The organism is Christiangramia oceanisediminis, from assembly GCF_022570735.2.
Taxonomy (GTDB): Bacteria; Bacteroidota; Bacteroidia; order Flavobacteriales; family Flavobacteriaceae; genus Christiangramia; species Christiangramia oceanisediminis.
Window position 1 is genome coordinate 671,837 of sequence record NZ_JANCNS010000002.1, and the last position, 26,737, is coordinate 698,573.

26 protein-coding genes are annotated in these 26,737 nt (G+C 40.2%); 10 read left to right on the top strand and 16 right to left on the bottom strand.

Annotation, left to right across the window (positions count from 1 at the left end):
- Window positions 1–60: 60 nt before the first annotated feature.
- The 3 genes from MKO06_RS10475 to gcvT form a co-directional block, all read right to left on the bottom strand.
- Window positions 61–351, bottom strand: a complete 291-nt coding sequence (locus MKO06_RS10475) for a 4a-hydroxytetrahydrobiopterin dehydratase (protein WP_241551122.1) — start codon at window positions 349–351, stop codon at window positions 61–63.
- 92 nt (window positions 352–443) lie between these two features.
- On the bottom strand, window positions 444–1,259 hold the full coding sequence (locus MKO06_RS10480; RefSeq protein ID WP_241551123.1) for a sugar nucleotide-binding protein: 816 nt from the start codon (window positions 1,257–1,259) through the stop codon (window positions 444–446).
- Window positions 1,260–1,264: 5 nt separating this feature from the next.
- On the bottom strand, window positions 1,265–2,347 hold the full coding sequence (gene gcvT / locus MKO06_RS10485) for a glycine cleavage system aminomethyltransferase GcvT (RefSeq protein ID WP_241551124.1): 1,083 nt from the start codon (window positions 2,345–2,347) through the stop codon (window positions 1,265–1,267).
- 132 nt (window positions 2,348–2,479) lie between these two features.
- On the opposite strand from gcvT, the gene MKO06_RS10490 reads away from it, so the two are divergent.
- Window positions 2,480–3,994, top strand: coding sequence for an NAD(P)H-hydrate dehydratase (locus MKO06_RS10490; RefSeq protein ID WP_241551125.1), 1,515 nt, complete (start codon window positions 2,480–2,482; stop codon window positions 3,992–3,994).
- A 21-nt stretch (window positions 3,995–4,015) separates the two neighbouring features.
- Here the strand turns inward: MKO06_RS10490 and MKO06_RS10495 are convergent, their stop codons facing one another.
- Together MKO06_RS10495 and MKO06_RS10500 are read right to left on the bottom strand one after the other, a co-directional pair.
- A complete protein-coding gene (locus MKO06_RS10495) occupies window positions 4,016–4,390 on the bottom strand; it encodes a DUF7793 family protein (RefSeq protein ID WP_241551126.1) in 375 nt (124 codons plus the stop codon).
- Between the two features lie 113 nt (window positions 4,391–4,503).
- Window positions 4,504–7,059 carry an ATP-dependent Clp protease ATP-binding subunit gene (locus tag MKO06_RS10500; protein ID WP_241552045.1) on the bottom strand — a complete coding sequence of 852 codons (2,556 nt, stop codon included), beginning with the start codon at window positions 7,057–7,059 and terminating at the stop codon, window positions 4,504–4,506.
- Window positions 7,060–7,308: 249 nt separating this feature from the next.
- On the opposite strand from MKO06_RS10500, the gene gyrA reads away from it, so the two are divergent.
- Window positions 7,309–9,840 (top strand): DNA gyrase subunit A, encoded by a 2,532-nt coding sequence (gyrA, locus tag MKO06_RS10505; RefSeq protein ID WP_241551127.1) that lies wholly within the window; start codon window positions 7,309–7,311, stop codon window positions 9,838–9,840.
- A gap of 22 nt (window positions 9,841–9,862) precedes the next feature.
- Window positions 9,863–11,107: a tetratricopeptide repeat protein gene (locus MKO06_RS10510; protein ID WP_241551128.1), complete on the top strand. Its 1,245-nt coding sequence runs from the start codon at window positions 9,863–9,865 to the stop codon at window positions 11,105–11,107.
- A gap of 88 nt (window positions 11,108–11,195) precedes the next feature.
- Here MKO06_RS10510 and MKO06_RS10515 read toward each other — a convergent pair whose 3' ends face one another.
- Window positions 11,196–11,948, bottom strand: a complete 753-nt coding sequence (locus MKO06_RS10515) for a C40 family peptidase (RefSeq protein ID WP_241551129.1) — start codon at window positions 11,946–11,948, stop codon at window positions 11,196–11,198.
- 20 nt (window positions 11,949–11,968) lie between these two features.
- Window positions 11,969–13,150: an acetyl-CoA C-acyltransferase gene (locus MKO06_RS10520; protein ID WP_241551130.1), complete on the bottom strand. Its 1,182-nt coding sequence runs from the start codon at window positions 13,148–13,150 to the stop codon at window positions 11,969–11,971.
- 113 nt (window positions 13,151–13,263) lie between these two features.
- On the opposite strand from MKO06_RS10520, the gene MKO06_RS10525 reads away from it, so the two are divergent.
- On the top strand, window positions 13,264–15,309 hold the full coding sequence (locus MKO06_RS10525; protein ID WP_241551131.1) for an HD family phosphohydrolase: 2,046 nt from the start codon (window positions 13,264–13,266) through the stop codon (window positions 15,307–15,309).
- 2 nt (window positions 15,310–15,311) lie between these two features.
- On the opposite strand, the gene MKO06_RS10530 is transcribed toward MKO06_RS10525, so the two are convergent.
- Window positions 15,312–15,764 (bottom strand): transcription elongation factor, encoded by a 453-nt coding sequence (locus tag MKO06_RS10530; RefSeq protein WP_241551132.1) that lies wholly within the window; start codon window positions 15,762–15,764, stop codon window positions 15,312–15,314.
- 183 nt (window positions 15,765–15,947) lie between these two features.
- Between MKO06_RS10530 and MKO06_RS10535 the strand changes: the two genes are divergently transcribed.
- Together MKO06_RS10535 and MKO06_RS10540 are read left to right on the top strand one after the other, a co-directional pair.
- On the top strand, window positions 15,948–16,619 hold the full coding sequence (locus MKO06_RS10535; protein ID WP_241551133.1) for a SatD family protein: 672 nt from the start codon (window positions 15,948–15,950) through the stop codon (window positions 16,617–16,619).
- Window positions 16,609–17,343 carry a DUF3307 domain-containing protein gene (locus tag MKO06_RS10540; protein ID WP_241551134.1) on the top strand — a complete coding sequence of 245 codons (735 nt, stop codon included), beginning with the start codon at window positions 16,609–16,611 and terminating at the stop codon, window positions 17,341–17,343. Before MKO06_RS10535 ends, MKO06_RS10540 begins: the two co-directional genes overlap by 11 nt.
- On the opposite strand, the gene MKO06_RS10545 is transcribed toward MKO06_RS10540, so the two are convergent.
- A complete protein-coding gene (locus MKO06_RS10545) occupies window positions 17,317–17,724 on the bottom strand; it encodes a glyoxalase (RefSeq protein WP_241551135.1) in 408 nt (135 codons plus the stop codon). The genes MKO06_RS10540 and MKO06_RS10545 overlap by 27 nt on opposite strands.
- Window positions 17,725–17,888: 164 nt before the next feature.
- On the opposite strand from MKO06_RS10545, the gene MKO06_RS10550 reads away from it, so the two are divergent.
- The 3 genes from MKO06_RS10550 to MKO06_RS10560 all read left to right on the top strand — a co-directional run bounded on the left by MKO06_RS10550 (window position 17,889) and on the right by MKO06_RS10560 (window position 20,245).
- Window positions 17,889–19,241 carry an NAD-dependent succinate-semialdehyde dehydrogenase gene (locus tag MKO06_RS10550; protein WP_241551136.1) on the top strand — a complete coding sequence of 451 codons (1,353 nt, stop codon included), beginning with the start codon at window positions 17,889–17,891 and terminating at the stop codon, window positions 19,239–19,241.
- 66 nt (window positions 19,242–19,307) lie between these two features.
- Window positions 19,308–19,727, top strand: coding sequence for an NUDIX domain-containing protein (locus MKO06_RS10555; RefSeq protein WP_241551137.1), 420 nt, complete (start codon window positions 19,308–19,310; stop codon window positions 19,725–19,727).
- 131 nt (window positions 19,728–19,858) lie between these two features.
- On the top strand, window positions 19,859–20,245 hold the full coding sequence (locus tag MKO06_RS10560) for an acyl-CoA thioesterase (protein WP_241551138.1): 387 nt from the start codon (window positions 19,859–19,861) through the stop codon (window positions 20,243–20,245).
- On the opposite strand, the gene MKO06_RS10565 is transcribed toward MKO06_RS10560, so the two are convergent.
- From MKO06_RS10565 to MKO06_RS10580, 4 genes are all read right to left on the bottom strand, one after another.
- Window positions 20,246–21,166, bottom strand: coding sequence for a mechanosensitive ion channel family protein (locus tag MKO06_RS10565; RefSeq protein ID WP_241551139.1), 921 nt, complete (start codon window positions 21,164–21,166; stop codon window positions 20,246–20,248). It lies immediately after the preceding gene.
- A 62-nt stretch (window positions 21,167–21,228) separates the two neighbouring features.
- Window positions 21,229–22,332 carry an endonuclease/exonuclease/phosphatase family protein gene (locus tag MKO06_RS10570; RefSeq protein ID WP_241551140.1) on the bottom strand — a complete coding sequence of 368 codons (1,104 nt, stop codon included), beginning with the start codon at window positions 22,330–22,332 and terminating at the stop codon, window positions 21,229–21,231.
- A 26-nt stretch (window positions 22,333–22,358) separates the two neighbouring features.
- Window positions 22,359–23,645, bottom strand: coding sequence for a mechanosensitive ion channel family protein (locus MKO06_RS10575; protein ID WP_241551141.1), 1,287 nt, complete (start codon window positions 23,643–23,645; stop codon window positions 22,359–22,361).
- A gap of 3 nt (window positions 23,646–23,648) precedes the next feature.
- Window positions 23,649–23,933 (bottom strand): DUF3817 domain-containing protein, encoded by a 285-nt coding sequence (locus MKO06_RS10580; RefSeq protein ID WP_241551142.1) that lies wholly within the window; start codon window positions 23,931–23,933, stop codon window positions 23,649–23,651.
- A gap of 141 nt (window positions 23,934–24,074) precedes the next feature.
- Here MKO06_RS10580 and galE point away from each other — a divergent pair, with 141 nt between their 5' ends.
- Window positions 24,075–25,118 (top strand): UDP-glucose 4-epimerase GalE, encoded by a 1,044-nt coding sequence (galE, locus tag MKO06_RS10585; protein ID WP_241551143.1) that lies wholly within the window; start codon window positions 24,075–24,077, stop codon window positions 25,116–25,118.
- 54 nt (window positions 25,119–25,172) lie between these two features.
- On the opposite strand, the gene MKO06_RS10590 is transcribed toward galE, so the two are convergent.
- The 3 genes from MKO06_RS10590 to MKO06_RS10600 form a co-directional block, all read right to left on the bottom strand.
- Entirely contained in the window at window positions 25,173–25,331 is a 159-nt protein-coding gene (locus MKO06_RS10590; RefSeq protein ID WP_241551144.1) for a YqaE/Pmp3 family membrane protein, read from the bottom strand.
- 121 nt (window positions 25,332–25,452) lie between these two features.
- Complete coding sequence (locus MKO06_RS10595; protein ID WP_241551145.1) at window positions 25,453–26,070, bottom strand: YqaA family protein; 618 nt, start codon at window positions 26,068–26,070, stop codon at window positions 25,453–25,455.
- Between the two features lie 61 nt (window positions 26,071–26,131).
- A complete protein-coding gene (locus MKO06_RS10600) occupies window positions 26,132–26,533 on the bottom strand; it encodes a hypothetical protein (protein ID WP_241551146.1) in 402 nt (133 codons plus the stop codon).
- Window positions 26,534–26,737: the final 204 nt, after the last annotated feature.

A 26,737-nucleotide genomic window follows, 5' to 3' on the forward strand; every position in this document is an offset into this window, starting at 1 on the left:
AAAAAAGCTCCTAATTCGCTGTGAAAATCAGGAGCCTTAAGATTGAATATTTTAGTCGCTTTAATTCGTGGTTTCGATGATCTTTTCTATGGCTCTTGCAAGTTTAAAATCTTTTTCGGTAACTCCATCTGCATCGTGAGTAGAGAGAGAGATCTCCAACTGGTTATAGACATTTCCCCAGTTTGGATGATGTTGCATGGCTTCTGCTTCAAAGGCAATTCTTGTCATCATCGTAAATGCCTCCTTGAAATTCTCGAACTGAAAAGAGGTGTGTATGGCATTTTTAGCATAGGTCCAGCCTTCCAATTCCTGCAATTTATCCTGAATTTCTTCGTCGCTTAATTTTTTCATCAGATTCGCTTTTTTGATTTCTAGTTAGAATCCAGAAATTAAGGAATTATCTGACAGTAAACATCCTATTTAAAAAAGGATTAACAGGTTTCCTATTTTTTTGTTGATGCTTCCACGACCTGGCTAATCGTAATTTCCAGGTTTTTTGGAAGTTTGTTGTCTTTGGGCAACACGGCCAGGAAGCGGTCATAGTTTGAGTCGTAGACATTTTTGAAAAGTGGATTTTCATAGCCAAGCCCTTCGCAAATTTCTGCCATAAAATCTCTTTGATGAACAAGATCTGAACTACCCAGGTGAAATACGCCCTGTTTATCCCTGTTTATGATATAATGAATTTGCTGAGTGACTTTAAGTATTTCGGTGGCATTGATGACCACATTTGGAAAAACTTCCAGCGGTTCTTTTAGATCAAGAATGGTTCTTACCTCTTTGATCCTTGGAGAGGATTTTCCAAAAACCATGGGTAGCCTAATAATATTATAACTGTTATTGGGAAGACGTAAAAGTGCATTCTCTATTTTTATCTTAAACCTGCCATAAACACTAAGGCTAAGAGTCTTGTCATATTCGTAGGAAGGGAAATTAGTGAAGGCATCAAATACGTTTGCCGAACTAAGGAAAATCAATTTGCTTTTATACCTAAGTATATGGTTTATGATCCTGAAATGAGTAGCCACCTGTAGATCAAAATTTCCGCGGAGAGCAGAAATGATCACATCAGGTTTCAGATTTTCGAGTAGAAGCTCGATATTTTCAGTTTCCATGTCAAACTGATGAAACTGATGGTTGTCTTCGAAAAACCTGTTTGGAGTACGATACGTACCATGAGTATCAAAATAGGAGCATAGCTCTTTATACAGGGCATTGCCTATAAATCCGCTAGCTCCTAAGATGAGTATACGTTTCAAATAAATCAGCCTTTATAGAAGGGCAGTTTCACCTGAGTGGCAGGAACCGTTTTTTTACGGATTTGTAAATGGATCTTATTTCCAAGACCTGCAACTTCTGTAGGTACATAACCAAGGCCTATCCCTTTTTCCAGTGATGGCGACATGGTGCCCGAGGTTACCTCCCCAATTTTCTTACCATTTTCATCAACGATATCATAACCTTTTCTTGGTATCGCTTTTTCGTCCATTTCAAAAGCGATCAGTTTTCTGGAAGGACCATTCTCTTTTTGCATTTTTAGCTCTTCGCTATTGATGAACTCCTTGGTGAATTTGGTGATCCATCCTAGGCCGGCTTCAATAGGCGATATGGTTTCATCGATGTCATTTCCGTAAAGACAATATCCCATTTCAAGACGCAAAGTATCACGTGCCGCAAGACCAATTGGTTTGATACCGAAGTCTTTTCCGGCTTCCATGACAGCATCCCAGATTTGCTCTGCATCTTCATTTTTGAAATAGATCTCAAACCCACCGCTACCCGTGTATCCGGTGGCAGAAACGATCACTTTTTCCACACCCGCAAAGTTTCCAACTTCAAATGTGTAGAACTTCATATTTGCCAGATCAATATTGGTTAAAGATTGCATGGCCTCTGCAGCTTTAGGACCCTGGATGGCAAGTAAAGACATTTCGTCGCTCATATCTCTCATGGTTGCGTCCATCGTATTGTGATGTGCGATCCAGTTCCAGTCTTTCTCTATATTAGAAGCATTTACTACCAGCAGGTATTTTTCGGCGTCGATACGGTAGATGATCAAATCATCAACGATACCCCCTTTTTCGTTTGGCATACAGCTGTACTGCGCTTTTCCATCAGTCAATTTCGAAGCATCGTTAGAGCTGATCTTCTGAATCAATTCCAGTGCATTTTCGCCAGAAATTAGAAATTCACCCATATGAGAGACATCAAAAACTCCCAGTTTTTCACGTACATTCAAATGTTCAGCATTTACACCTTCATAGGAAACAGGCATATTGAATCCCGCGAAAGGGATCATTTTGGCGTTAAGTTCTCTATGTTTTTTAGACAGGGCTATTTCTTTCATTTTTGATAAAAATTTGCGCAAATTTATTCAATTCGGGAAGAATACAATATTTATTTAGGGTTTTTATAGCTGGGTAGTCCTCTTCAAATTATTAATTTTAAGCTGTGACCTTAATTTCAAGACATACATACCATGAAAATACTCAGTGCAAAACAACTTGCCGAAGCCGATAAGATAAGCATCAAGAAACAGGGAATCACTTCAGAAGAATTGATGGAACGGGCAGCAAGCCTGGTTTTTGAGGAAATTCACCATAGACTAGAAAACAGGCCAATTCCTATAAAAATTTTCTGCGGTATTGGTAATAATGGAGGAGATGGACTCGTGATTGCCAGGAAGCTCATGGAACACGATTATAAGGTTAAAGTTTATATCGTTAATTACAGTAATAAACGCTCAGAAGATTTTCTTTCTAATTATGATAAACTTAAAGCTCTTTCAAAAGGATGGCCAGTGCAGTTAAAAGGGGAGAACGATCTTCCTGAGTTGAACAAGGGTGATTTCGTGGTAGATAGCATCTTTGGTATAGGTTTAAACCGGCCAATAGAAGGCTGGATGGCTAAGCTGGTTAATCACATTAACCAATCCGGTGCATTCATACTTTCAGTGGATATGCCCAGCGGGTTATTTCCAGACCAGGCACAAGAGAAAAATGCAGCGATCGTCAAAGCCGATTACACGCTTAGTTTCCAGGCACCAAAGATTGCCTTCTTTCTTCCTGAAACAATGGATTATGTGGGTAATCTGCAAATTCTCGATATAGGTTTAGACCGTGAATTTATAGGTACACTTGAATCCAATCATTTCCTTATCACTTCTGAGTACGCTAGGGCCATATATAAAACCCGAAACAAAAACACTCATAAAGGAGATTACGGGAATGTACTCATTGCTGGTGGAAGTTATGGTAAGATTGGTAGCGTGATGTTAACGGCCACCGCGGCTTTAAGAACCGGGACTGGTTTGTGTAGCCTGTTTATTCCCGAATGTGGATACGAAATCATTCAAACTGGATTGCCAGAGGCAATGGTTTTAACCGATAGTGATTCCAAAATGATTACCGAATTTCCAGTAGAATTTGAAGCCGACGCGATTTGTTTTGGAATGGGGGTTGGCACAGATGAAAAATCAATTTCTGCATTACGAAATATGCTGGAACATACCAGGAACCCCGTGGTAATTGATGCAGATGGTCTTAATATTCTTTCAATGAAGAATGAACTTATGGAGCTTTTGCCTGAAAACTCCATACTTACACCTCACCCCGGCGAACTAAAACGCTTAATAGGAGAATGGAAGGATGATTTCGAAATGTTAGACAAAGTGAAGGCCTTTAGTAAAAAGTACAAGGTCATTCTGGTAGTTAAGGGTGCGCATACCTGCACGGTTCAAAATGACTCGGTAATGATCAATAATTCGGGTAACCCAGGAATGGCAACAGCGGGAAGCGGGGACGTGCTTTCCGGTGTGATCACCTCGCTGCTTGGCCAATCTTATGAGCCCATATCAGCAGCTGTACTGGCGGTTTATCTGCATGGTGCGGCAGGAGATATAGCTGCCAAGGAATTTGGTTTTGAAAGTTTACTGGCCAGGGATATTGCTAACAATATTGGTAGGGCTATCCGGCAGTTATTTAATGAACCATAAAGCGAAGCAAGCGAAACTGGATTAGATCTTGGTTTTGATCCATTGTTCAGCTTCTTCCAAAGTTTTAAAAACTCCAAAGCAATTACTGTCCTTATAGAATTTTCGTTCAACTTCTTCGGCATTTCGGCGGGTCATTTCATTATCGCTTACCACTGCAATGGCCTTAAGGTTTTCAACCTGGGCTGATTCAAAATAAACCAGGGGATCTACCGCATAGGAATTAACACGGTGTGATATGTATCCGTAATTTTTGTCCTTGAAAACTTCCTGTCCCAGGACCAGTAATTTCTGGTTGTTTTCAACATCAAAAAGAATTCCTTCGTTAAGTTTTGCAATAAGAATATTTTCCTTGATCCTTACAGATCCGAAATCGAGTTGAATGGTTTTATCTAGCATTTGGTTTGGGGTACTAAGTGCCGCTAATTTAGATGAATTTCAAAAATAGCAAAAGAGAAAAAATAAAAAAGCCATCCCAATTGGGATGGCTTATAAGTAGTAAAAAAGTATTCTTATGATTCGGTTTCTTCAACCGATTTCTGTATATCGATCGTAAGCTCATTTTTATCTTCGTCCAGGTCCATCAGGATCTTATCTCCCTCTTTTAGTTTAGAGGTGATAATCTCCTCGGCAAGAGCATCTTCGATATATTTCTGAATTGCCCTGTTAAGAGGTCTGGCTCCGTATTGCTTATCAAATCCTTTTTCAGCAATAAAATCTTTTGCTTTATCAGTAAGGTTCAGATCATATCCGAGTCCATGAATCCTATCGAATAATTTAGCAAGTTCAATATCGATGATCTTATGAATATCTTCTCTTTCAAGAGAATTAAAGATCACTACATCATCAATACGGTTCAGGAATTCAGGAGCGAAAGCCTTTTTAAGTGCATTCTCGATCACACTTCTGGCATTTTCGTCTACCTGTGATTTCTGTGCCGATGTTCCAAATCCAACTCCCTGACCAAAATCTTTCAGTTTACGTGCCCCTATATTGGAGGTCATGATAATGATCGTATTTCTGAAATCTATCTTTCGGCCAAGACTGTCGGTAAGATAACCATCGTCAAGAACCTGTAAAAGCATATTGAACACATCTGGGTGAGCTTTTTCAACCTCGTCCAAAAGTACAACTGCATATGGTTTTCTTCTAACTTTTTCGGTTAACTGTCCACCTTCTTCATAACCTACATAACCAGGAGGTGCACCGATCAAACGAGATACAGCGAATTTTTCCATGTATTCACTCATATCTATTCGAATAAGGGCATCCTCGTTATCAAAAAGCTCACGTGCAAGAACTTTAGCCAGCTGGGTTTTACCCACACCGGTCTGTCCCAGGAAGATAAAGGATCCAATGGGCTTATTCGGATCTTTTAATCCTGCCCTGTTACGTTGAATAGCTTTTACAACTTTTCCAACAGCCTCATCCTGGCCAATCACCTTTCCTTTAATCTTCTTAGGTAGTTCTACCAGTTTGTTGCTTTCGGTTTGAGCAATTCTATTCACAGGAATACCAGTCATCATGGAAACCACATCGGCAACACTTTCTTCTGATACTGTTTCCTTATGCTTTTTGGATTCTTCTTCCCATTTTTCCTGAGCAACGCTAAGTTCCTTTTCAAGATTCTTTTCATCATCTCTTAACTTAGCTGCCTCTTCATATTTCTGTTTCTTAACAACAGAATTCTTATTCTCTCTGACTTCTTCGAGTTTTCTTTCGAGGTCGAGAATCTGTTTAGGAACATCGATATTGGTGATATGAACTCTTGAACCGGCTTCATCCAGGGCGTCGATCGCTTTGTCTGGAAGGAACCGATCTGTCATATACCTGTTTGTAAGCTTCACACAGGCCTGAATTGCTTCGTCTGTATAAGAAACATTATGGTGTTCCTCGTACTTATCCTTAATATTATTCAAGATCTCGATCGTTTCTTCTACCGTAGTAGGCTCCACGATCACCTTCTGGAATCTTCTCTCTAATGCACCGTCTTTTTCAATATACTGGCGGTACTCGTCCAGAGTAGTGGCTCCTATACATTGGATTTCCCCTCTGGCAAGAGCAGGTTTGAACATATTGCTGGCATCCAGGCTACCAGTGGCACCACCTGCACCTACTATGGTGTGGATCTCATCTATAAAGAGAATAATATCATCATTCTTTTCCAGCTCGTTCATCACCGCCTTCATACGTTCCTCGAACTGGCCGCGATATTTCGTTCCAGCAACCAAACTGGCAAGATCCAGAGTTACTACTCGTTTATCAAATAGTATCCTTGAAACCTTACGTTTAATGATTCGAAGAGCCAGTCCTTCTGCGATTGCAGATTTACCAACACCCGGTTCTCCAATAAGAAGCGGGTTGTTCTTTTTCCTTCGGCTTAAAATCTGGGAAACTCTTTCGATTTCCTTTTCTCTACCAACCACCGGATCCAGCTTATCGGCTTCTGCCAAAGCGGTAAGATCCCTTCCGAAGTTATCCAGAACAGGAGTCTTCGATTTTTTAGAGGTTTTCCCGGTTCCGCCACTGCTGCTGAATGGGTTTTCGCGGGCGGTATCATCCCCGCCATCGTCGTCTGAAAACGATTCAGCTGAAGGGCTATCGGAAAAGTCATCCTCATCGCTTGCGATCATGTATTTGAACTGATCTTTTACTCCGTCGTAATCTATTTTCAATTTATTTAACAATTTAGTGGTGGGATCGTTCTCGTTTCTTAATATACATAAGAGTAAGTGAGCTGTATTGATCGATGAGCTCTGGAAAAGTTTAGCCTCCAGAAAAGTGGTCTTCAAAGCCCTTTCTGCCTGCCTTGTTAAGTGCAGGTTTCGCTTTTCATTACTAACTGTAACTGTATTTGGATTGGCGGGGCTTAGTATTTCAACTTTTCGTCTTAAATGGCTCAGGTCTACTTCGAGCGCATTCAGGATATCTATGGCTTTTCCATCACCATCCCTCAGCAAACCAAGCATAAGATGCTCTGTCCCGATGAAATCGTGACCTAGTCTTAATGCTTCTTCCTTGCTGTATGCAATAACATCTTTTACTCTTGGTGAAAAATTATCATCCATTTTATCTTCCTTTCTCAATATTTATTTTCACTACGAATTGGGCAAAAATTGTACCTAATAGGGAGTTAGTAGCTAATTGACAAAATTACTTTCAATATTCAAAGTGTAAATTAGTGAACTTATTAACCAAATCACAATAAAAATTTGTTAATAAAAAGAAGGCCTGGTAAGGTCTAAATGCCTGTAAAGAGGGATAAAATATGTAAATTGCCCACTAGATTTTTTTTGAGATAAATTAAATTATAAAATATGGCTGAAGGAGAAAAGCTAATTCCTATCAACATTGAAGATGAAATGAAATCGGCCTATATCGATTATTCGATGTCGGTCATTGTGTCACGTGCATTACCTGATGTTCGTGACGGCCTCAAACCTGTTCACCGAAGGGTTTTATATGGTATGTATGAGCTTGGAGTACTTTCCAACCGGGCCTATAAAAAATCGGCCAGGATCGTAGGAGAGGTATTGGGTAAGTATCACCCTCACGGGGATTCCTCGGTTTACGACACCATGGTTCGTATGGCCCAGGAGTGGAGCATGAGGTATATGTTGGTGGATGGCCAGGGTAACTACGGATCGGTAGATGGAGATAGTCCAGCTGCGATGCGTTATACCGAAGCCAGGATGCGTAAGATCAGCGAAGACATGCTGGCAGATATCGATAAGGAAACGGTGGATACCCAGTTGAATTTTGATGATTCGCTTAACGAGCCTGTTGTACTTCCTACCCGTATTCCAAACCTACTGGTAAATGGCGCAAGTGGTATCGCCGTAGGTATGGCAACCAATATGCCTCCACATAACCTGAACGAAGTTATAGACGGCACCGTTGCCTATATTGATAATCACGATATTACGATCGATGAACTCATCGAACATATAAAAGCTCCTGATTTTCCTACTGGTGGGATCATCTATGGATATGACGGGGTAAAAGAAGCCTTTAAAACAGGACGGGGAAGAATCGTTATGCGGGCCAAATCCCATATGGAGGAGATCAATGGGAAAGAATTCCTTGTGGTGACTGAGATCCCATATCAGGTGAATAAAGCCGATATGATCAAAAAGACCGCCGATCTTGTAAATGAAAAGAAGATCGAGGGAATCAGCCTTATCCGGGATGAGTCAGACAGGAACGGGATGCGAATCGTTTATCAGCTAAAAAGAGATGCGATACCAAATATCGTTCTGAATACCTTATTTAAGCACACCGCTCTGCAATCATCCTTTAGTGTCAATAATATTGCACTGGTAAATGGAAGACCGGAGATGCTTAATCTCAAGGACCTTATATACCATTTCGTAGAGCACAGGCATGATGTGGTAGTTCGTAGAACCGAATTCGAACTTAAGAAAGCGAAAGACCGTGCTCACATCCTTGAAGGTTTGATCATTGCTTCAGATAATATTGATGAAGTGATCGCCCTTATCCGTGCATCTTCGAACGCTGAAGAAGCCAGGGAGAAGTTAATGGAACGCTTTGAGTTAACCGAAGTTCAGGCCCGTGCGATCGTAGAAATGCGATTGAGACAGCTTACCGGTCTGGAGCAGGATAAATTAAGAGCCGAGTATGATGAGATTTTGAAGACCATAGAAGATCTTGAAGATATTCTTGCGCGTAAAGAGCGAAGAATGGAAGTTATTAAGGACGAACTTCTAGAGGTTAAGGAAAAATATGGTGACGAAAGACGTTCTCAAATTGAATATGCCGGTGGTGATCTTAGTATCGAAGATATGATCCCGGATGAGAAAGTTGTTATTACAATTTCTCACGCTGGTTATATTAAAAGGACTTCACTTAATGAATATAAGACTCAGAACAGGGGAGGGGTTGGACAAAAAGGTTCGAATACCCGAAATGAAGACTTCCTTGAATACCTGTTCGTTGGAACCAACCACCAGTATATGCTATTCTTTACCCAGAATGGTAAATGTTACTGGATGCGTGTCTACGAAATTCCTGAAGGAAGCAAGGCTTCAAAAGGAAGGGCAATTCAGAACCTTATCAATATTGAACCGGAGGATAAGGTGAATGCATTCATCTGTACCCAGGACCTCAAGGATGAGGAATATGTCAACAATCATTTTGTGATCATGGCCACCAAAAAAGGCCAGGTGAAGAAAACCCGATTGGAAAGATATTCCCGCCCAAGAACTAATGGTATCAACGCTATAACCATTAAAGAAGGAGACGAACTTTTAGAAGCGAAATTAACTACCGGAAACAGCCAGGTTATGCTAGCTGTTCGAAGTGGAAAAGCCATCAGGTTCGAGGAAAGCAAAACACGACCAATGGGTAGGAATGCCAGCGGGGTTAGAGGAATCACTCTTGCCGACGATAACGACGAGGTTGTAGGTATGATTTCGGTAAACGACTTTGATTCAGATATTCTGGTTGTTTCAGAAAATGGATACGGAAAACGTTCCAGTCTGGAGGATTATAGAATCACCAATCGAGGAGGAAAAGGGGTTAAGACCATTTCTGTTACCGAAAAGACAGGACAACTTGTCGCTATTAAGAATGTTTCAGACCAGGACGACCTAATGATCATCAATAAATCAGGGATCGTGATTCGATTAGCCGTGGAAGATCTAAGGGTAATGGGTCGTGCAACCCAGGGAGTTAGATTGATCAACCTTAAAGGGAATGATGCCATAGCAGCAGTGGCTAAAGTATTACATGACGAAGATGATGTAGAGGCCATGGAAGATGCCGAAAAGCCCGTAGGTGGTGAAGAACCGGCTAATGGCACGACTATTGCTGATGATAGTGAAGAATAGAAAAAACTAAACCAAATTAACAATGAAGACTAATATTTTTATGCTGGGACTGTCTTTACTATCGATGACAGCGATTGCCCAGAAAGATCAAGTAAGAAATGCAGAAGATGCCCTAGAAGAAGGCAATTATGCTGAGGCAAAGGCTCAGTTAAAGGTTGCCGAACAGAATCTTGGAGAATTAAATGATAGATGGACCGAGGATTTCTATTTCTTTAAAGGAAAAGCCTATATGGGTACCGGTGCCAATGCTACGGCCGAAGATTTGACCATCGCAGCAGAATCATTTAAAAAAGCTGCCGAAATGGGAAGCGATGAAGCTCAGCAGCAATTAACCGCTCTAAACCAAAAGATGGTCGAGAGTGCGCAAGCCGATTTGAAAAATGAGAACTACGAATCAGGTGTTAAAAAGCTAAAAGCTCGTTACGACCTAAATCCAAAAGATACCATCTTCCTTTATTATGCAGCATCTACTGCCTATAGCAGCGAGCAGTATGAAAAAGCTCTTGAGTACAGTAATAAACTGGTGGAACTTGGATTTGATGGTTCCGGAAAGATCTATACCGCTGTAGATAAGGATGGAAATCGTGTAACCTTTGCCGACAAGAATCAGATGGATTTGATGATGAAGACCGGGGAATACAGCGATGAAAAAGTAGAAAAAGAACCATCTAAAAAAGGAGAGGTTGCTTCAATTATTGCTGGTAGTTATACCTCTATGGGGGAATCTGAAAAAGCAGTTGAGGCGCTTCAGGAAGCCAAAGCTTTGGATCCGGAAAACATTAGCCTTCTTCAGGCCGAAGCCAACATATATATTCAGCAGCAACAATTAGATAAGGCTAAGGATATATTTGAACAAATGGCTGAAATAGATCCAGATAACCCGCAGATCTACAACAATATTGGTTTGATCTATGCTCAGGAACTGGAGAATCATGAAAAAGCTATCGAAAACTATAAGAAGGCTATCGAGCTTGATCCAAATGCAGGTAACTACTACATTAATCTTTATGTTTCTTCTGTAAATCCTAAGGAACAGGCGCTAATGGAGGAAATGAACAATCTTGGAATGTCTAAAGCCGATAATGAGCGATATGACGAATTGACGGAAGAAAGAAAGCAATTATATAGAGATAATTTGCCTATCCTTCTAACTGCGATTGAAAAGAATCCTGAAAATGAAGATCTAATTAGAACAGCGATGAATATTTATTCTTCGCTTGGAGAAAAAGAAAAAATGGAGGAAATGAAGGCCAAGTTGAATAACTAGTCCTGATCACTTCATAAACAATAAAAAAAAACCCGCTTCATTAAGCGGGTTTTTTTATTCTTCCTGTTTAAGAAAAACCATATCATTTTCAGATCATTTTTTTTATGACCCTGAGCTTGTGAGTATGCCTTTTTAGTTCAGTACTAAAAATTCCTGAATGATCTATCCTGTCCACACGTACGCAACCATCTACATGTATAATATAGTTTTCCTGCATAATGAGTCCAACATGGTTAATTACACCCTCTGAATCATCAAAAAAGGCCAGATCTCCCGGTTCACTTTCTTCGATAAAACTTAAAGCTTCTCCATCCTTAGCCTGATCTGCGGCATTTCTTTTCAAACCAAAACCATTAAGTTTATACACCATTTGGGTTAGACCACTGGAATCTATTCCAAACGGACTTTTTCCACCCCATAGATGAGGGGTATTCAGGTACAACAACGCGGTATCGATAAGTTTGGTTTTTGATGAAGATTCAGGCCTTACGGAAGCACCATCAAATTGGTGAGCCAAATTTTTACTGAAGTTCAGCACAGAACCCATAGCGATAGGCATCAATAAACCTTTAGAATCAACGATGTATTCTATTAGATCGGAAGAAAGCCGAATATTTTCTTCCTCAAGAGAAAAATATTCAGCTTCCTGTATTTTAAGATACTGCTTATTGTTAATCCAGGCCTCAAAGCCATCATAGGCATTTCGAATACGGCTCCAGTGAGCTCTTTCTTCAAGAACCTTAAAATGCTCTCCATAAAGTAGCTGAGATGTCATCTCAACTTCATGAGAAGCAGAAACTCTAAGCGGTACTATACTTAAATGGCAAATACCGTATTGCATTAACTATTCGTTGATCAGGTTTAAGAATTTCGTTCCAGAATCATTGCAGAGGCTCCACCACCACCATTACAAATAGCTGCTGCTCCAATTTTTGCGTTATTCTGTTCCAGTACGTTTAACAGGGTAATTAAGATTCGTACCCCGCTGCACCCAAGTGGATGACCTAAAGAAACTGCTCCACCATTCACATTGGTATTCTTATCGTTAAGTCCCAGAATTTTCATATTGGCAAGTCCTACTACAGAAAATGCTTCATTGAATTCAAAGAAATCTACATCACCTAATTTGATTCCTGCTTTATCAATTGCTTTCGGTAAAGCTTTAGAAGGAGCAGTGGTGAACCATTTTGGTTCGGTTGCGGCATCAGCATAACTTTTAATGCTAGCCAATGGTTTTATCCCAAGTTCATCTGCCTTTTCCCTGCTCATAAGAACTACCGCTCCGGCACCATCATTAATCGTTGAGGCATTGGCGGCAGTGACCGTACCTTCTTTAGAGAACGCAGGTCGAAGCGAAGAGATCTTGTCCATTCTTACGTTCTTAAATTCTTCATCTTCCTTAACAATGACCGGATCTCCTTTTCTCTGTGGAACTTCTACGGGTACTACTTCATTATCAAATCTACCTTCTTTCCAGGCTTTTGCAGATCTTTTATAAGACTGAATCGCAAATTTATCCTGATCTTCCCTGGAGAAATTATGCTCTTTTGCGCATAGATCAGCACAAACACCCATGGCATTGTGATCGTACGCATCAACCAGGCCGTCTTTTTGCATCCCGTCTTCCATGCTTACCGGACCAAATTTCTTTCCATTTCTCATATGAATATAATGAGGTATCAAGCTCATATTTTCCATTCCTCCGGCAACAACGATATCGGTATCACCAAGCATAATGGATTGTGCTCCCTGCATCACGGCTTTCATTCCGCTGGCACAAACCTTATTAACCGTAGTACAGGGCACAGTGTCTGGGATACCAGCTCCAAGGGAAGCCTGTCTGGCAGGAGCCTGTCCAACACCAGCCTGAACCACATTCCCCATTAATACTTCCTGAACCATTTCTGGTTTAAGATTGATCTTTTCCAGGGCACCTTTGATGGCGATAGACCCCAGTTTTGTGGCAGGAATGCTTGATAAACTGCCTAAAAAACTACCAATTGGAGTCCTCGCGGCGCTTACTATTACTACTTCTTTATTCATGTTTTAAGTTTATTTATTTGAAGAATTGCGAAGTTAGTGATTTTATAAGGAATTAAATAACCTAAGCTTATTCAGGCCTATTTTTACTACATTTGAGCATTACCTCAATATCTATGAGCGATTTCGTTAATAAGCTTTACAAGAATCAGGCACTGTTTTATAAGGTTTTCCTGTTCGTGCTTACATCTGTTCTAATCGTTTACCTGCTTCCTAAAGGTGGGAAATTCAAATACGATATACCAAAAGGTAAGCCCTGGCAATACGAGAATCTCTACGCACCATTCGATTTTGCCATATTAAAAACAGACGAAGAGATCGCAGCTGAAAGGCAGGAGATCACCCAAAACCATATTCCGTATTACGATTATGATGTTGATGAGCCCGCAAAGATCAAGAAAGAGGCTCTGCGTGAAGTTCAGAATGTTTTCTCAGATTCTACCTTAAGCGTATATGAGAACATCATTGACGAATTTGTTAGTGAAACCGTAGACAACATCTATGAATTTGGTTTGTTACAGGAGAGCAATCGCCTGGATCCCGATCAATTAGTGTATTTACTTAAAGAAAATGAAGCCAGCGAAGTCGCATACAGAAGAATTCTCAAGCAGGGGGAGATTAGGAAATTCCTGAGCGATGAAATAAGCAATGCCGGCTTCAACTCATTCAAAACAGAGTTGCTGGAAGTCTTTTTCAATTCTATTGAACCCAACGTAAGCTTTAATAACGAGTTAACTCAAAAGGAACTTGAGAGTAAGCTTAATAATATTTCCTACACCCGGGGTGTCATTGAACAGGGTAGCAGGATCATCGCAAAGGGAGAGGTAGTAGAAGGTAACAAATATGATATTCTTCGTTCACTAAAAGCCGAATATGAATCCCAGGTATGGAGCCAGTCAAATTATAACTGGATCCTGGTAGGATACAGCACACTGGTCGCACTGGCGCTTTTGATGTTGTTGTTGTTCATGAGAAAATACCGGCCAATCGTATTCGAGAATAATGTGAAAGTAACTTTCATATTTTTCAATATCATTTTTATGGTGATGCTTACCACCCTGGTAATCAATTTCAATATAGATTATGTATATGTGGTGCCACTATGTATTCTGCCGCTAACTTTGAAGGCATTTTTCGATGCAAGGCTGGGATTGTTTACTCATGTGATCACTGTTCTGTTGTTAGGCTTTATAGTCCCTAACAGCTATGAATATATGTTCCTTCAGATCATTGCGGGGATAGTTACCATTCTTACGGTTAGCGAATTGTACAAAAGAGCCAACTTATTTATTTCAGTGGGGCAGATAACCCTCGTTTATATCATATCCTACTTCGCCTTTACCGTGATACAGGAAGGAAATGTTAGCGATATCAATGCAGAGGTTTTTTTAACCTTTTTACTGGGCGGGCTCGCAACACTCTTCGTTCAACCTCTTATTTACGTTTATGAAAAGATCTTCGGAATGGTTAGCGACATGTCGCTGCTGGAACTTTCAGATACGAATTCAAAGCTGTTAAAAGAATTGGCCGAAAAAGCCCCCGGAACCTTTCATCATAGTCTTAATGTTGCTAATCTTGCCGAAGCTGCGGCAAACGAGATCAATGCCAACGCCATGCTTGCCAGGGTTGGAGCCCTTTACCATGACATCGGTAAAATGTACAACCCTACCTATTTCACAGAAAATCAAACCACTTCGGTAAATTCGCATGATGAATTATCGCCAAGGGAAAGTGCTGAAATTATTATTCAACATGTGATCAAAGGGATCGAGATCGCAAAGAAAAATAACCTGCCAGACAGGGTGATCGATTTTATAAGAACCCATCATGGTACCAGTACGGTCTATTATTTCTATATGAAAGAGAAAGAAGCTAATGAAAATGCTTCTACCGAAGGATTCCGGTATCCGGGACCAATTCCCTTCAGTAAGGAAACCGCTGTGCTAATGATGTGTGATAGCGTGGAGGCCGCCAGTAAAAGTCTAAAAGAGCCTACTTCGATCTTAATCGATAATTTCGTAGAGAAGATAATTGATAAGCAAATGGAGGAGGGGCAGTTCCTGAATTCCAATATTACATTTAAAGAAATTCAGGTGGTAAAAAAGATCCTTAAGCGAAAACTGAAGAACATTTATCACTTAAGGATCGAATATCCGGAATAGTATTAATGAACGGTTTGAATTTCCTGCTCATTACCGTTAAACGTGAACTTATCTCCCTGTTTTTTACCTTTCATTTCCTGGTAAATAGGAGCTTCGGTAGAGATAGCATAAACGGTACTACCTTCGTCTAAAACTACTTTCCCAATAGCAGCTGAAATGAAATAGTAATTATCAGAGGTTTCCACCACGCTGCCAAAATCGATCTGCTCGCTGTAATGCTTGGGATCAATCCGGCTTAATTTTTCTTTCATTTTCCTCGAATTATCGAGGTATTCAGCATATTTTTCAAAATCGTTTAGTAATTGTCCTTTACTATCATCCTCGTCATAATCGGTATGCGCATCATTGTTCTCCATAGATTCCCGGATCTGCTCCATTTCCTTCTGGTACTTTTCGATTTGCCGGTTCACTGTATCCAGGCACTTGTAATATAAATCTTGCTTATTCGTAATCATCTTTTTTCAATTCTCAAATTCTGCTTAAAATTAATTAAGCTTACCCGGCTAACCGAAGATTTAGGAAATATTTAATACCTCTACCAGTATAAGTCTATAAGCTTATTTTTATATATTATAAGTCTATTAACTTATATATTAATATTATAAGTCTAAAAGCTTATTTTTTTGTATATTTGACTTATGATAGCCGTACTTTCAGCCGATCTTTTGTCTTCATCCAGTTATCCCAGGGAGTTACTGGAAAATTCTATAGTTAGGCTTAATAGTGAATTCAATTCTCTGGCAAAGCTAACCAGGCAAGCCTCAGAATTTGAGATTTACCGTGGTGACAGTTTTCAGGGTATTATTTACGAACCTTCAAAAGCTTTACTCTTTGCTTTACGAATAAAGACTGCCATTAACAGCCTGCATTTAGAAAACGAGAAAATGAATCGTTCCTTCAAGCGGCAGGCAGATCTCAGAATAGCTATTGGTATAGGGACTTATGATTTTAAAAGGCCCTCTATCCCGGAATCCAATGGCCAGGCCTTTCAATTTTCAGGAAGGACCCTTGACGAAATGAAATCTGATAACCGAAAGATCGGGCTCAAAACACCAAATTCGAATATCAATGAAGAATTTAATGCTTCCTTGTTGCTCCTTGACACCTTATCTGAAAAATGGAGTACCGCTTCTGCCGAGGTAATTTATTATCTTTTGAAGGAATTTAAAGAAACCGAAATTGCCGCTGAACTGGGCATCAGCCAATCAGCTGTTAACCAGCGTAAGAAAGCCGCGGGCTGGGAAGCAATTGATGTACTCTTAACTCGTTATAATACTGTAATTAACCAACATTTCTCCCATGAACAGTAGCATACTTATTCTCCTACAGTTGCTTTTAGCTCATATCATAACCGATTTTGTTATCCAGCCAGACAAGTGGGTAAGGGATAAAAGACGAAATAAATCCAAATCTAAATTCCTTTATATACATGCTCTTCTGGCAGGTTTGCTAACCTATATTTTGCTAATGGAACCCAGCTGGTGGTATATTGCTCTTTTTATAGGTTTTACACATTTCTTTACCGACCTCTGGAAACTTCAATTCTCAAAGGACTCGTTGAAAATTTTTGCTTCAGACCAGATATTGCATCTCTTTGCCATTTTTCTGGCCTGGCTTTATCTCACTTCCAATTTTGATAATGTCATTCCTTTTATCAGCGAGATACTGAATTCCCAATCTGCCATGGCAATTATAGTTGGATATTTAATCATTATACTTCCTGCCGGTTACCTCATAGGAAAAGCAACCAAGAGATGGCAGAATGAAGTGGAAGACGATTTAAGGCAGAACAGCCTGGATTCAGCTGGACGTTTTATAGGAATTTTTGAAAGAATACTGGTTCTTACGTTTATTTTAACCTACAACCTTTCGTCTATAGGTTTTTTGATCGCGGCAAAATCCATTTTAAGGTTCAGCGATAAATCTGAAATCGGCGCAAGAAAGCAAACCGAATATGTGCTCATAGGAACACTTATGAGTTTTACCTTCACGATAATAGTTGGCTTTTTAGTACGCCATATCGCTTTCCAGTAACTGAATGTTACTTTGAAGCCTTTCTTTTACGATGTTCATCATTCGCTTGTTCAAAGCTGAAGAATTCTGAATATAGGTCTCATATTCCAGCAGGGTGAACTGGCCTATAATGATTCCCTTTAAACTGTTCCTGAACTTGATGTCCTTTTGAATTGCGTTCTCGATATAATTCAGGCGTTTCTCAATATTCAGATCATAAAACGCATTTTTATGTTTCGAAATATAATTTCTGAATACCGCTACCAGTAATTCATCCTGCAGTTTGGCTACGGGACGTAAGGTTTCATTCTGAAAACGCTCATCGGCACTCATATTCTCATTGATTCTCGCGGAAGGTATCTCTGGTCTGAGCTCCAGCAGGTTAATATCTCTCGGATTCATGGGAAGTAAGGTTTTTTTAAATATACTTATTAATATAGCGGCATTTACCATGCCGTTATTTTACTTGTAAACCGGTTATAAACATTAGCGGAGTTAAATCTGTCTTAATCGACCATATTACTCCTATTCATCTTACTATATTTAAAAGAAAAGCTATTAGATATATGATCGAATCTAAAAATCCATATACAGGAGAAGTAATCGATAAATTCAAGGAATTAAACAGTAAACAAATCGATGAGGCCCTGGAAGCTGCTGATTCGCGCTTTAAGGAATGGCGAACCACAAGCTTTAAACAGCGCGCAGACCATATGCGAAAAGCTGCGAAGGAATTAAAAGATAATGCGAAGGAATATGCAAAGGATATCAGTCTTGAGATGGGAAAACCTATCATACAGGCAATTTCTGAGGTTGAAAAATGTGCCTGGGTTTGTGAATATTATGCCGAAAATGCTGAAAAACATCTAGCTTCCAAAACTATAAAAACCGATGCTTCCAAAAGTTATGTGAGTTATGAGCCCATTGGAGTAGTTCTGGCCGTAATGCCCTGGAATTACCCATTCTGGCAGGTCTTTAGATTTGCAGCCCCGGCACTAATGGCCGGTAATATAGGCATCCTTAAGCATGCCAGCAATGTGATGCGGTCTGCGAACAATATCCAGAAGGTATTTGAACGGGCTGGTTTTCCTGAGGCATGTTTCCAAAACCTGGTTCTTTCATCTTCAAAAATTGAGAACATTATCAGGGACAAAAGAGTAAAAGCCGTTACCCTAACCGGAAGTAAGCCTGCTGGAGCTGCGGTGGCTTCGGTAGCAGGAGAAGAGATCAAGAAATCGGTTCTTGAATTAGGTGGCAGCAACGCTCTGGTGATCTTTAAGGACGCCAATATCGGGGAAAGTGTCAAAACCTGTGTGATGGCCAGGTTTCAGAATACAGGCCAGAGTTGTATAGCAGGGAAAAGGCTCATCATTCACGAAAGTGTAGAGGAGGAGTTCATGGAAGAGTTCGTAAAGCAGGTTCGGGAATTAAAAAGTGGAGACCCGCTGGATGAGGACACTTTCATAGGAACACTTGCCAGGGAAGATCTTGCCGAAGAACTTGAGAAACAGGTAAAAGATTCGGTAAAAGATGGAGCAAAGATCATTCTTGGCGGAAAAAGAGATAAGGCCTATATGGAGCCTACCATCCTTACCGGTGTCACTCCCAAAATGAAAATGTTTACTGAAGAAACCTTTGGACCCGCTATAGGAGTGACTACTTTCAAAAAGAATGAAGAAGCCATAGAACTGGTAAATTCTTCAAAATTTGGACTTGGAGTCTCGCTTTTCACCGAAGACATGAAATTTGCCGAAAAAATAGTGCCTGAGTTCGAAGACGGGGCGGTATTTATAAATGAACTCGTTAAAAGTGACCCGAGGCTGCCTTTTGGAGGCACGAAAATTTCCGGTTACGGAAGAGAACTTTCCGAAGATGGGATCAAGGAGTTTGTTAACAGGAAGACAGTTTATTTTAAATAAACAGGGGTCAGATCATGAAAACCAGGAATTCAAGGATAACAAGAATTAGAAAAACAAAATAACAGTATGTCAAAACAACATATAGCAGTTACAGTAGATAGTGTGGTTTTTTGCAAGGCAGAAAACCAGTTCAAAGTATTATTGATCCAGAGAAAGAACGATCCATTCAAGGATCAGTGGGCCTTACCTGGAGGATTCGTTGAAGAGGACGAGGATCTTGAAACAGCTGCAAAACGAGAACTAAAGGAAGAGACAGGTTTAGAAATTGAAGCCATGGAACAGGTACAGGCATTTGGTACACCAGGAAGAGATCCCAGGGGTCGTACTATCTCGATAGCTTTCTTAAGCCGGATCTTCTGCGAGGAAGAACTGGATCCTTCTGATGATGCCCGGGACGCCAGGTGGGTCGATATCGAAAAACTTCCTGAAATTGAGCTGGCCTTCGATCATGATGAAATCATCAACGTGGCTCAGCAATATCTCTGATTTAAAATCTGATAACTATTTTTCCAAGTTTTATTGAAATATGATTCTATATGGCCGGTTTCTGATAATCTGCTAAATCTGAAACCAGTAAGTCTTTTTCCGAAGTTTTCTGCTTAATTTTAAAAGAAAAAATGAGATTTCACACCCGTAAATGGATCAAACCTGAAGACCTTAACCCAAATGGAACCCTTTTTGGCGGCAGGATATTGGAATGGATAGACGAGGAGTGCGCACTTTATAGCATCGTCCAGTTAGAGAATCCTAAGACTGTGACTAAATATATGAGTGAAATTGACTTTAAAAGTTCTGCTCACCAGGGAGATATTATTGAAATTGGGATCGATGTGGTAAAATTCGGGACTGCTTCGTTAACCTTAAAATGTGAAGTGCGAAATAAGATGACCAGGGAAACCATTATTACCATAGACAAGATCGTTATGGTAGCTCTTGATAGTGATGGCAATGCCAAACCTCACGGGAAGACCAAGATCGAATTCGTCAAGGATCGTCTAAAATGATTACGATTCATCTTTTCCATGCTTTCTAATTCTATCGTCAAGCCGAACAGGAAAGTCCCTTTCAGCACCATATAATTTAATCTCCTGTATATCGGCGGGCATATTATAACCGTTTTCAAGCAATGCCTCCTTAACACCTCTTATAACATTACCGCGCGTCATCATGGCCTGCCTGCGGAAATCCTTGGTATCCACCCAGAAAAAAACCTTTAAATTCACGGTGCTAGTTGCCAGTTCGTCTTCTATCACAAAATTTTGATGAATGGCGTCTTCGATTACCATAGGTTCTTTTTTTAAAGCTTCCAGAATGGTTTGTTTGGCCCCTTCGATATTATCTTCGTAGGCAATTCCTATACTGAAATCCCATCTAAAGAAACCGTCCTCAGTATAATTGGTTGTAGGTTTTGTTAGAACATCACTATTAGGAATATAGACATCCTTCCCGTCGAAAGTCTTTAGCTTGGTATATCGAAACTCAAGGGCTTTTACCTTTCCAAAAACACTTCCGATCTCAACAGTATCATTCACATCAAATGGCCTGTTGAAAGCCAGGATGATACCGGCAATGAAATTTTCACCAATATCCTTGAATGCAAAACCAAGCACCACAGCCCCTGCACCGGCAGCGGTAAGAATTCCTGTAGCTATACCACCAAGCCCGGCAGCTTTTAACGCCAGCATTATAGCTGTTACGATTACGAGAAACCTAATAGCTTTTCCCAGAAAACGACTCATCAATGGGTCGGAAGTTCTTGCTGAAATTCTCCTGGTAAAGAACTTACCTAACCAAATCCCAATAAGAACGCCAAGGATTATTATTAAAAGTCCCAGGCCAATGCCTGGAAGTTGAGCAATGAAGTTTTCATAAAACTCCTCGAAGGATTGCGCAATATTTCTTGAACCTGTAGAAGTAGCCTGCATAAGCCTGTTTTCTCAAATTTATGAAATTGAGAAGGCTGAAGCTCCTAATAAAATGTTACTATTTAGTTGTTACTGGAACCGTTCTGACCTTTCTCTGCGTCTTCTTCCTGTTCCTTTTCGATCTGTTTTCTAGCCTGTTCAAGGTCCTCTAAACTTGCTGGTTCCGGTTTTTGTTCATTGGCAAGTTCGGGTTGAAGGAACAATTCAGCATAAAAGTGGAAGTGATCAGATTCGATATTAGGCCCCGCAGCGATCTCCTTGACCCTGAACTCTTCGCTCAGGAAAATATGGTCCAGCGGCCACCTCATGATGAAACTCCCGGCATCGAAGGTGTTATAGAAACTTCTTCCCTGCCTAACATCCAGTAATTCACCAACCCGTTTAAACAGGCCAACGGTTTGTGACCACGGAACATCATTAAAGTCGCCAATGACCAGGACGGGGATTGCTGAATTTCTCGCTTCCAGGGCAACTTTCATCATCTCGGCATCACGGTCTGAAGAGGATGGGTTATGTTGCGGCATTGGCGGGGTTGGATGTATTGCATGCAGTCTTATCCTGTCTCCCGATCTCAGCCTCACTTCGGCATGAATGGAGGGGATGCTATCGTCTACGAGATATTTTACTTCAGGATTGATCAATTCCAGCTTTGAGTACAGCATCATCCCGTATGTGTTGGGAAGCGGCACTTCAACCTTAAATGGATATTCTGAACCAATCCCATTATTGATCTCATTTTTCCAGCGCGAATTGGTTTCAGTAAATACGGCGATATCGGGTTTTACCCTTTTCATTTCCGAAATAAGTGAATCGCTGATCTCGTTCTTCTGAAGCACATTAGCCGTAACAACTTTAAAGCCGGTTTCTGGATTCACCTGCGCTGTTGGCTCGTTGAGTTCCAGAGGGGACAGAACAGTATAGGGATAAAGTTTTGCAAACTGGTACACAAAGCAGCCAGTTAGAATGACCATAAATGCATAATCCCTCCAGTTTCGAATCTCGAATCTTATAAAATAAGCTGCTATGGCTGTTAAGGTTAAAAGGGTTAATTCGATATGTGGATAATCGAACATTCTTATCCACCAGTAATCGGCAGCGATTATTGGAACCATCGTAATTACCACAGCTAATATTCCGAAGCCCTGAAGAAATGATTTTAGATTCATAGAGGTTTTAAGTTATTTGGAGATGATCAGTTCTCATGAGCTTTTTGCGCCAGTTCCCGTATGTCGTCTCCCGAAGGAGATTCAAACAGTTTTAGATCGAAATATGGAATTGCTGCAATGATATGGTCGAAAATATCTGCCGAGATGTATTCAAAATTCTCCCATCTTTTATCCCGGCTAAAACACAGGATCTCCAATGGAATTCCATTAGGAGTAGGAGCGAGGTGTCTAACGATCATATACATCTCTTTGTGAACTGCAGAGTGTGCCTGTAAATACGAGTCTACATACTTCCGAAAAATACCAAGATTGGTCTGGTTTCTGCCATTTATCAGGATACTCTTATCCACGTTGTTAGATTCGTTATATTTATCGATCTCAGCCTCCCGCGTCTCCAGGTAGGAGGCGATAAGGCCAATTTTTTTGAGATTGTCAATTTCTTCCTTGGTAAGGAACTTTACCGTATTCTGTTTGATATAGATCGAGCGTTTGATCCTTCTTCCAGGTGATTCCTGCATTCCTCTCCAGTTCTGGAATGAGTCTGAAATCAGACTATAGGTTGGAATGGTAGTGTAGGTATTGTCCCAGTTCTGAACCCGTACGGTAGCCAGGTTGATCTCGGTCACGGTTCCATCAGCCCCAAATTTTTCAAAGCTTATCCAGTCACCAATTCGCACAATATCATTAACCGAAACCTGGATGGAGGCCACAAATCCCAGTATCGTATCCTTAAAGATAAGCAGGATCACGGCCGAAGCAGCACCCAGGGAAATGATGAAACCTCGAATATCGATCCCGGTAATTTCAGAAAAGATGAACATGAGCCCGATCGTCCAGATAAAGATCATGATCACCTGGCTAAAACTTTCCAGGGGCTTGTCATTAAATTCCTCCCGGGTCTTAAGGTAATTCCTGGTAGACCTAATGATACTCCTGAAAATCCAGATAAGCAGGATAATGATATAGATATTCACCAGGAAGTAGAAAATTTCCAGGACTTCGGGAAAATCTATGAAAATTAACGGGAATAGCTGATAAATAATGTATAAGGGAACAAAGCGACCCACGTACCGCGGGAAGTTGCTCTTGATCAAAAAATCATCAAGAGTGGTCTTGGTTTTATTGGTGAATAACTTAAAGCCTTCAATGATGAAATGCTTGATCACGTAATTCACACCAAGAACCAGGGCAGTTAATAGAAATAGATTGATTAGAAGATTTAAATATTGAGCCAGAACAGCATTCATGCCCTGAGACAGAAAAAAATCTTCAAAAAAACAGATAATATCTATTAACTCCTTTTTCAGATCCATGAATTAAAGATATTTCTTTTCTACATAAAATGGCCCGAAAGGTAAAACTGAACAGCCAAAAATTATAGCCATCTGGCTAAGGCTCCATTTCATAGGCTTTATCAAAAGCAAAGCTCCAATGATGTAAGCTATAAAAAGGATTCCATGAGCCATCCCTACCTGCTTAACCATCTCTGGCATCTCAAAAATATATTTAAGCGGCATGGCTATAAAGAGTAGAAGCAAAAAGGAAATACCTTCCAGAATACTGATCCACTTAAAGAATTTCACCTGTTTTTCTAATGACATAGTAAGCGATTTTACTCTGGCAAATATACTTTATAATATAGACATTGAATGGAGCTTCAATCTTTCCTTTAGGATGTTTTTAATACTCTGAAGGATTTGCCTGAAGGTATTTTTATTAATTTGCGATCAGAAAATTAATTTATGAGTAAAAAAAGAGTCCTGGTTACAGGAGGACTGGGTTTTATAGGGTCACATACTGTTGTAGCCCTTCAGAATGAAGGTTTTGAGGTGGTGATCATAGACAACCTGTCTAATTCCTCACTGGATGTACTTGGAGGAATTGCCCAGATAACCGGAAAGACCCCTGAATTCGAAAATTTAGATCTTAGGGAAAAGGAAGCAGTTAAGAACTTTTTCGAAAAATACCCCGATGTTGAAGATGTGATTCATTTTGCCGCTTCAAAGGCCGTGGGGGAAAGTGTAAGTAATCCGTTGCTGTATTACGAGAACAATATTTCCACCCTGGTCTATCTTTTACAGGAACTGAATAAGAAAGAAAAATCCAATTTTATCTTTAGTTCATCCTGTACCGTTTACGGGCAGGCCGATAAACTTCCTATAGATGAAGATGCACCTGTTAAACCAGCAGAATCTCCTTATGGCAATACCAAGCAAATAGGAGAGGAGATCATCAGAGATACCTGTAAGATCGCTTCAGGCTTAAAAGCTATTTCGCTTAGATATTTCAATCCTATTGGGGCGCATCCAACTGCTGAAATTGGGGAACTTCCACTGGGAACTCCTCAGAACCTGGTGCCTTTCATCACTCAAACAGCCATTGGTAAAAGAGAACAGTTATCGGTTTTTGGAGATGATTATCCAACTGAAGATGGTACGGCTATTCGGGATTACATACACGTGATGGACCTGGCCGAAGCCCATGTGGTGGCTCTGCAAAGACTTATCCAAGGCAAGGAAAGATCTAATTATGAAGTATTTAATTTAGGAACGGGGACAGGAAACTCAGTTCTGGAGGTGATTAAGTCTTTTGAAAAAGTTTCAGAAAGAAATCTGCCATATAAAATCACGGGACGACGAGAAGGAGATGTGATCGCGGCCTATGCCGATACCAATAAGGCGAATGATGTTCTTGGCTGGAAAGCTAAAAGATCGCTGGACGACGCCTTAAAAAGCGCCTGGAAGTGGCAACAGGAAGTTTCTAAAAAAGAAACGGAAGAAAATTAAACTTCGGGGAGTTAAATAATAAAAGGCCGGTTTTTAACCGGCCTTTTTTGTTGGTTATCTTGATCCATTTACGAGAAAGGCGTGAATTACACCTGGCAGCCATCCAAGGGCCGTTAGAAGTAAACTAATCAGAAATGTGACACCGAGCCCATGTTTTAAAAACACTGCCAGTGGTGGTAAAAGAATATTTAGAATAATGGTTAATAAAGACATATCTATAATTTATTGGTTTGCTAATTTCCTCCTAATGATCAATTCAACCAATTAGGTCTATCGAAGATATGGGATAGCACTCCAATAACCTGTAACCTTATGAAAAGTTTAAAACAAAGTCTTAAACCATTTCAAAAATTACAAGGGAATAAAGATAGAATCTTGCAAAACGCAACAAACCAAAGATAAGATAACTTGAAAAGGGAAACTTGATGATCCCGGCTGCGATACTGGTCATGGCAAATGGAATTGGAAGAAGAGCACCCACAATGATCAAAAATCCACCCCATTTACGGGTGTTCTTGATATGCTTGGCCATTTTAAGTTCCATTGCAGAATGAACGGCTGGAATCTTGGTAATACCAACACCTATAAAATAGGAAACCACTCCGCCTAAATAGGACGCCGTCGCAAGCAGAGTCAAATATAAAAATGGACTAACCGATTTCCCTGCCCAGGCGATAAACAGTTCTGGTGGAACAAGGCCTAGAAGAGATTCTGAAAGAAAGAAAATAGATAAGACTTCAAGAGGGGCATAGGTTTCGGTAATAGTAACGAGCATATCCTCAATATCCAGAAGATAATGATCTATAGCCCAAAGCGCTCCAACAAATAATACAATAGGAAGAACCGCCTTTTTCAAACTGTTCCAAACAAAGGAATAAAAGCCGGTATAATTGTAGTATTGATGCAACAAGCGAATTCGCGACTTCTTTTTAGATTTCGCTTTCTCTTTCATTAACTTGTTTTCTTTTTATAGCAATTCATGGAATCCTTCCCTGGTGGGGAAGGATGATATTCTAGTAGCTTTCGCCGGCAGCGTCTTTTAACGACCTTACATATTCTCTTAGCTCCATTTCATTCAGCTTATTAGAATGATCGGCCATAAGAGATAGCATGTATTCAAGACTTTCCTGCCCGGTAACTTCTTCCGAATCGGTCTCGGCTGTAGCTTCAGCTTCTGCTCCTTCCAGTTCCTCCTCAAGAGGTTCATCGTCTGGAATAGCAATAAGGAAATCATCATTTTCCTCGATATGTTCATAGGTGAGCCTGGTAACCTTAGCTAACAAAGGAATGTTTTCTTCAACCACCAGTTTTCTTAGTTCCTTAAGATCCTCAACAAGCGTATTTATAATGATCCCATTGCGCATAAGATCGCGCTGAATTTTATTGAGTAGTTTTTGTGCTTTAATATTTTCCAAGTCTCTCTATGTTAGATTAGGTAATTAATGATCTCCGGAATTTAATTTCCAACAGCCGAATTTTTCCGATGCAAAGTTAGTTTTTTTGACATTTTATAAAAGACTTTTAGTGGATTTATCATGCATTTAACCTTTAAAATTAACACAATCTTAGAGCTTTAAATTTCAGCAGAATAGGTTGCTTTAGTAGTTTTAAAATTCAAA

What these genes read in the sequence shown, in the direction of transcription:
- MKO06_RS10475 (WP_241551122.1), bottom strand. Translation starts at nt 351, where the DNA reads ATGAAAAAATTAAGCGACGAAGAAATTCAGGATAAATTGCAGGAATTG.
- gcvT (WP_241551124.1), bottom strand. Translation starts at nt 2,347, where the DNA reads ATGAAAGAAATAGCCCTGTCTAAAAAACATAGAGAACTTAACGCCAAA.
- MKO06_RS10490 (WP_241551125.1), top strand. Translation starts at nt 2,480, where the DNA reads ATGAAAATACTCAGTGCAAAACAACTTGCCGAAGCCGATAAGATAAGC.
- MKO06_RS10495 (WP_241551126.1), bottom strand. Translation starts at nt 4,390, where the DNA reads ATGCTAGATAAAACCATTCAACTCGATTTCGGATCTGTAAGGATCAAG.
- MKO06_RS10500 (WP_241552045.1), bottom strand. Translation starts at nt 7,059, where the DNA reads ATGGATGATAATTTTTCACCAAGAGTAAAAGATGTTATTGCATACAGC.
- gyrA (WP_241551127.1), top strand. Translation starts at nt 7,309, where the DNA reads ATGGCTGAAGGAGAAAAGCTAATTCCTATCAACATTGAAGATGAAATG.
- MKO06_RS10510 (WP_241551128.1), top strand. Translation starts at nt 9,863, where the DNA reads ATGAAGACTAATATTTTTATGCTGGGACTGTCTTTACTATCGATGACA.
- MKO06_RS10515 (WP_241551129.1), bottom strand. Translation starts at nt 11,948, where the DNA reads ATGCAATACGGTATTTGCCATTTAAGTATAGTACCGCTTAGAGTTTCT.
- MKO06_RS10520 (WP_241551130.1), bottom strand. Translation starts at nt 13,150, where the DNA reads ATGAATAAAGAAGTAGTAATAGTAAGCGCCGCGAGGACTCCAATTGGT.
- MKO06_RS10525 (WP_241551131.1), top strand. Translation starts at nt 13,264, where the DNA reads ATGAGCGATTTCGTTAATAAGCTTTACAAGAATCAGGCACTGTTTTAT.
- MKO06_RS10530 (WP_241551132.1), bottom strand. Translation starts at nt 15,764, where the DNA reads ATGATTACGAATAAGCAAGATTTATATTACAAGTGCCTGGATACAGTG.
- MKO06_RS10535 (WP_241551133.1), top strand. Translation starts at nt 15,948, where the DNA reads ATGATAGCCGTACTTTCAGCCGATCTTTTGTCTTCATCCAGTTATCCC.
- MKO06_RS10540 (WP_241551134.1), top strand. Translation starts at nt 16,609, where the DNA reads ATGAACAGTAGCATACTTATTCTCCTACAGTTGCTTTTAGCTCATATC.
- MKO06_RS10545 (WP_241551135.1), bottom strand. Translation starts at nt 17,724, where the DNA reads ATGAATCCGAGAGATATTAACCTGCTGGAGCTCAGACCAGAGATACCT.
- MKO06_RS10550 (WP_241551136.1), top strand. Translation starts at nt 17,889, where the DNA reads ATGATCGAATCTAAAAATCCATATACAGGAGAAGTAATCGATAAATTC.
- MKO06_RS10555 (WP_241551137.1), top strand. Translation starts at nt 19,308, where the DNA reads ATGTCAAAACAACATATAGCAGTTACAGTAGATAGTGTGGTTTTTTGC.
- MKO06_RS10560 (WP_241551138.1), top strand. Translation starts at nt 19,859, where the DNA reads ATGAGATTTCACACCCGTAAATGGATCAAACCTGAAGACCTTAACCCA.
- MKO06_RS10565 (WP_241551139.1), bottom strand. Translation starts at nt 21,166, where the DNA reads ATGCAGGCTACTTCTACAGGTTCAAGAAATATTGCGCAATCCTTCGAG.
- MKO06_RS10570 (WP_241551140.1), bottom strand. Translation starts at nt 22,332, where the DNA reads ATGAATCTAAAATCATTTCTTCAGGGCTTCGGAATATTAGCTGTGGTA.
- MKO06_RS10575 (WP_241551141.1), bottom strand. Translation starts at nt 23,645, where the DNA reads ATGGATCTGAAAAAGGAGTTAATAGATATTATCTGTTTTTTTGAAGAT.
- MKO06_RS10580 (WP_241551142.1), bottom strand. Translation starts at nt 23,933, where the DNA reads ATGTCATTAGAAAAACAGGTGAAATTCTTTAAGTGGATCAGTATTCTG.
- galE (WP_241551143.1), top strand. Translation starts at nt 24,075, where the DNA reads ATGAGTAAAAAAAGAGTCCTGGTTACAGGAGGACTGGGTTTTATAGGG.
- MKO06_RS10590 (WP_241551144.1), bottom strand. Translation starts at nt 25,331, where the DNA reads ATGTCTTTATTAACCATTATTCTAAATATTCTTTTACCACCACTGGCA.
- MKO06_RS10595 (WP_241551145.1), bottom strand. Translation starts at nt 26,070, where the DNA reads ATGAAAGAGAAAGCGAAATCTAAAAAGAAGTCGCGAATTCGCTTGTTG.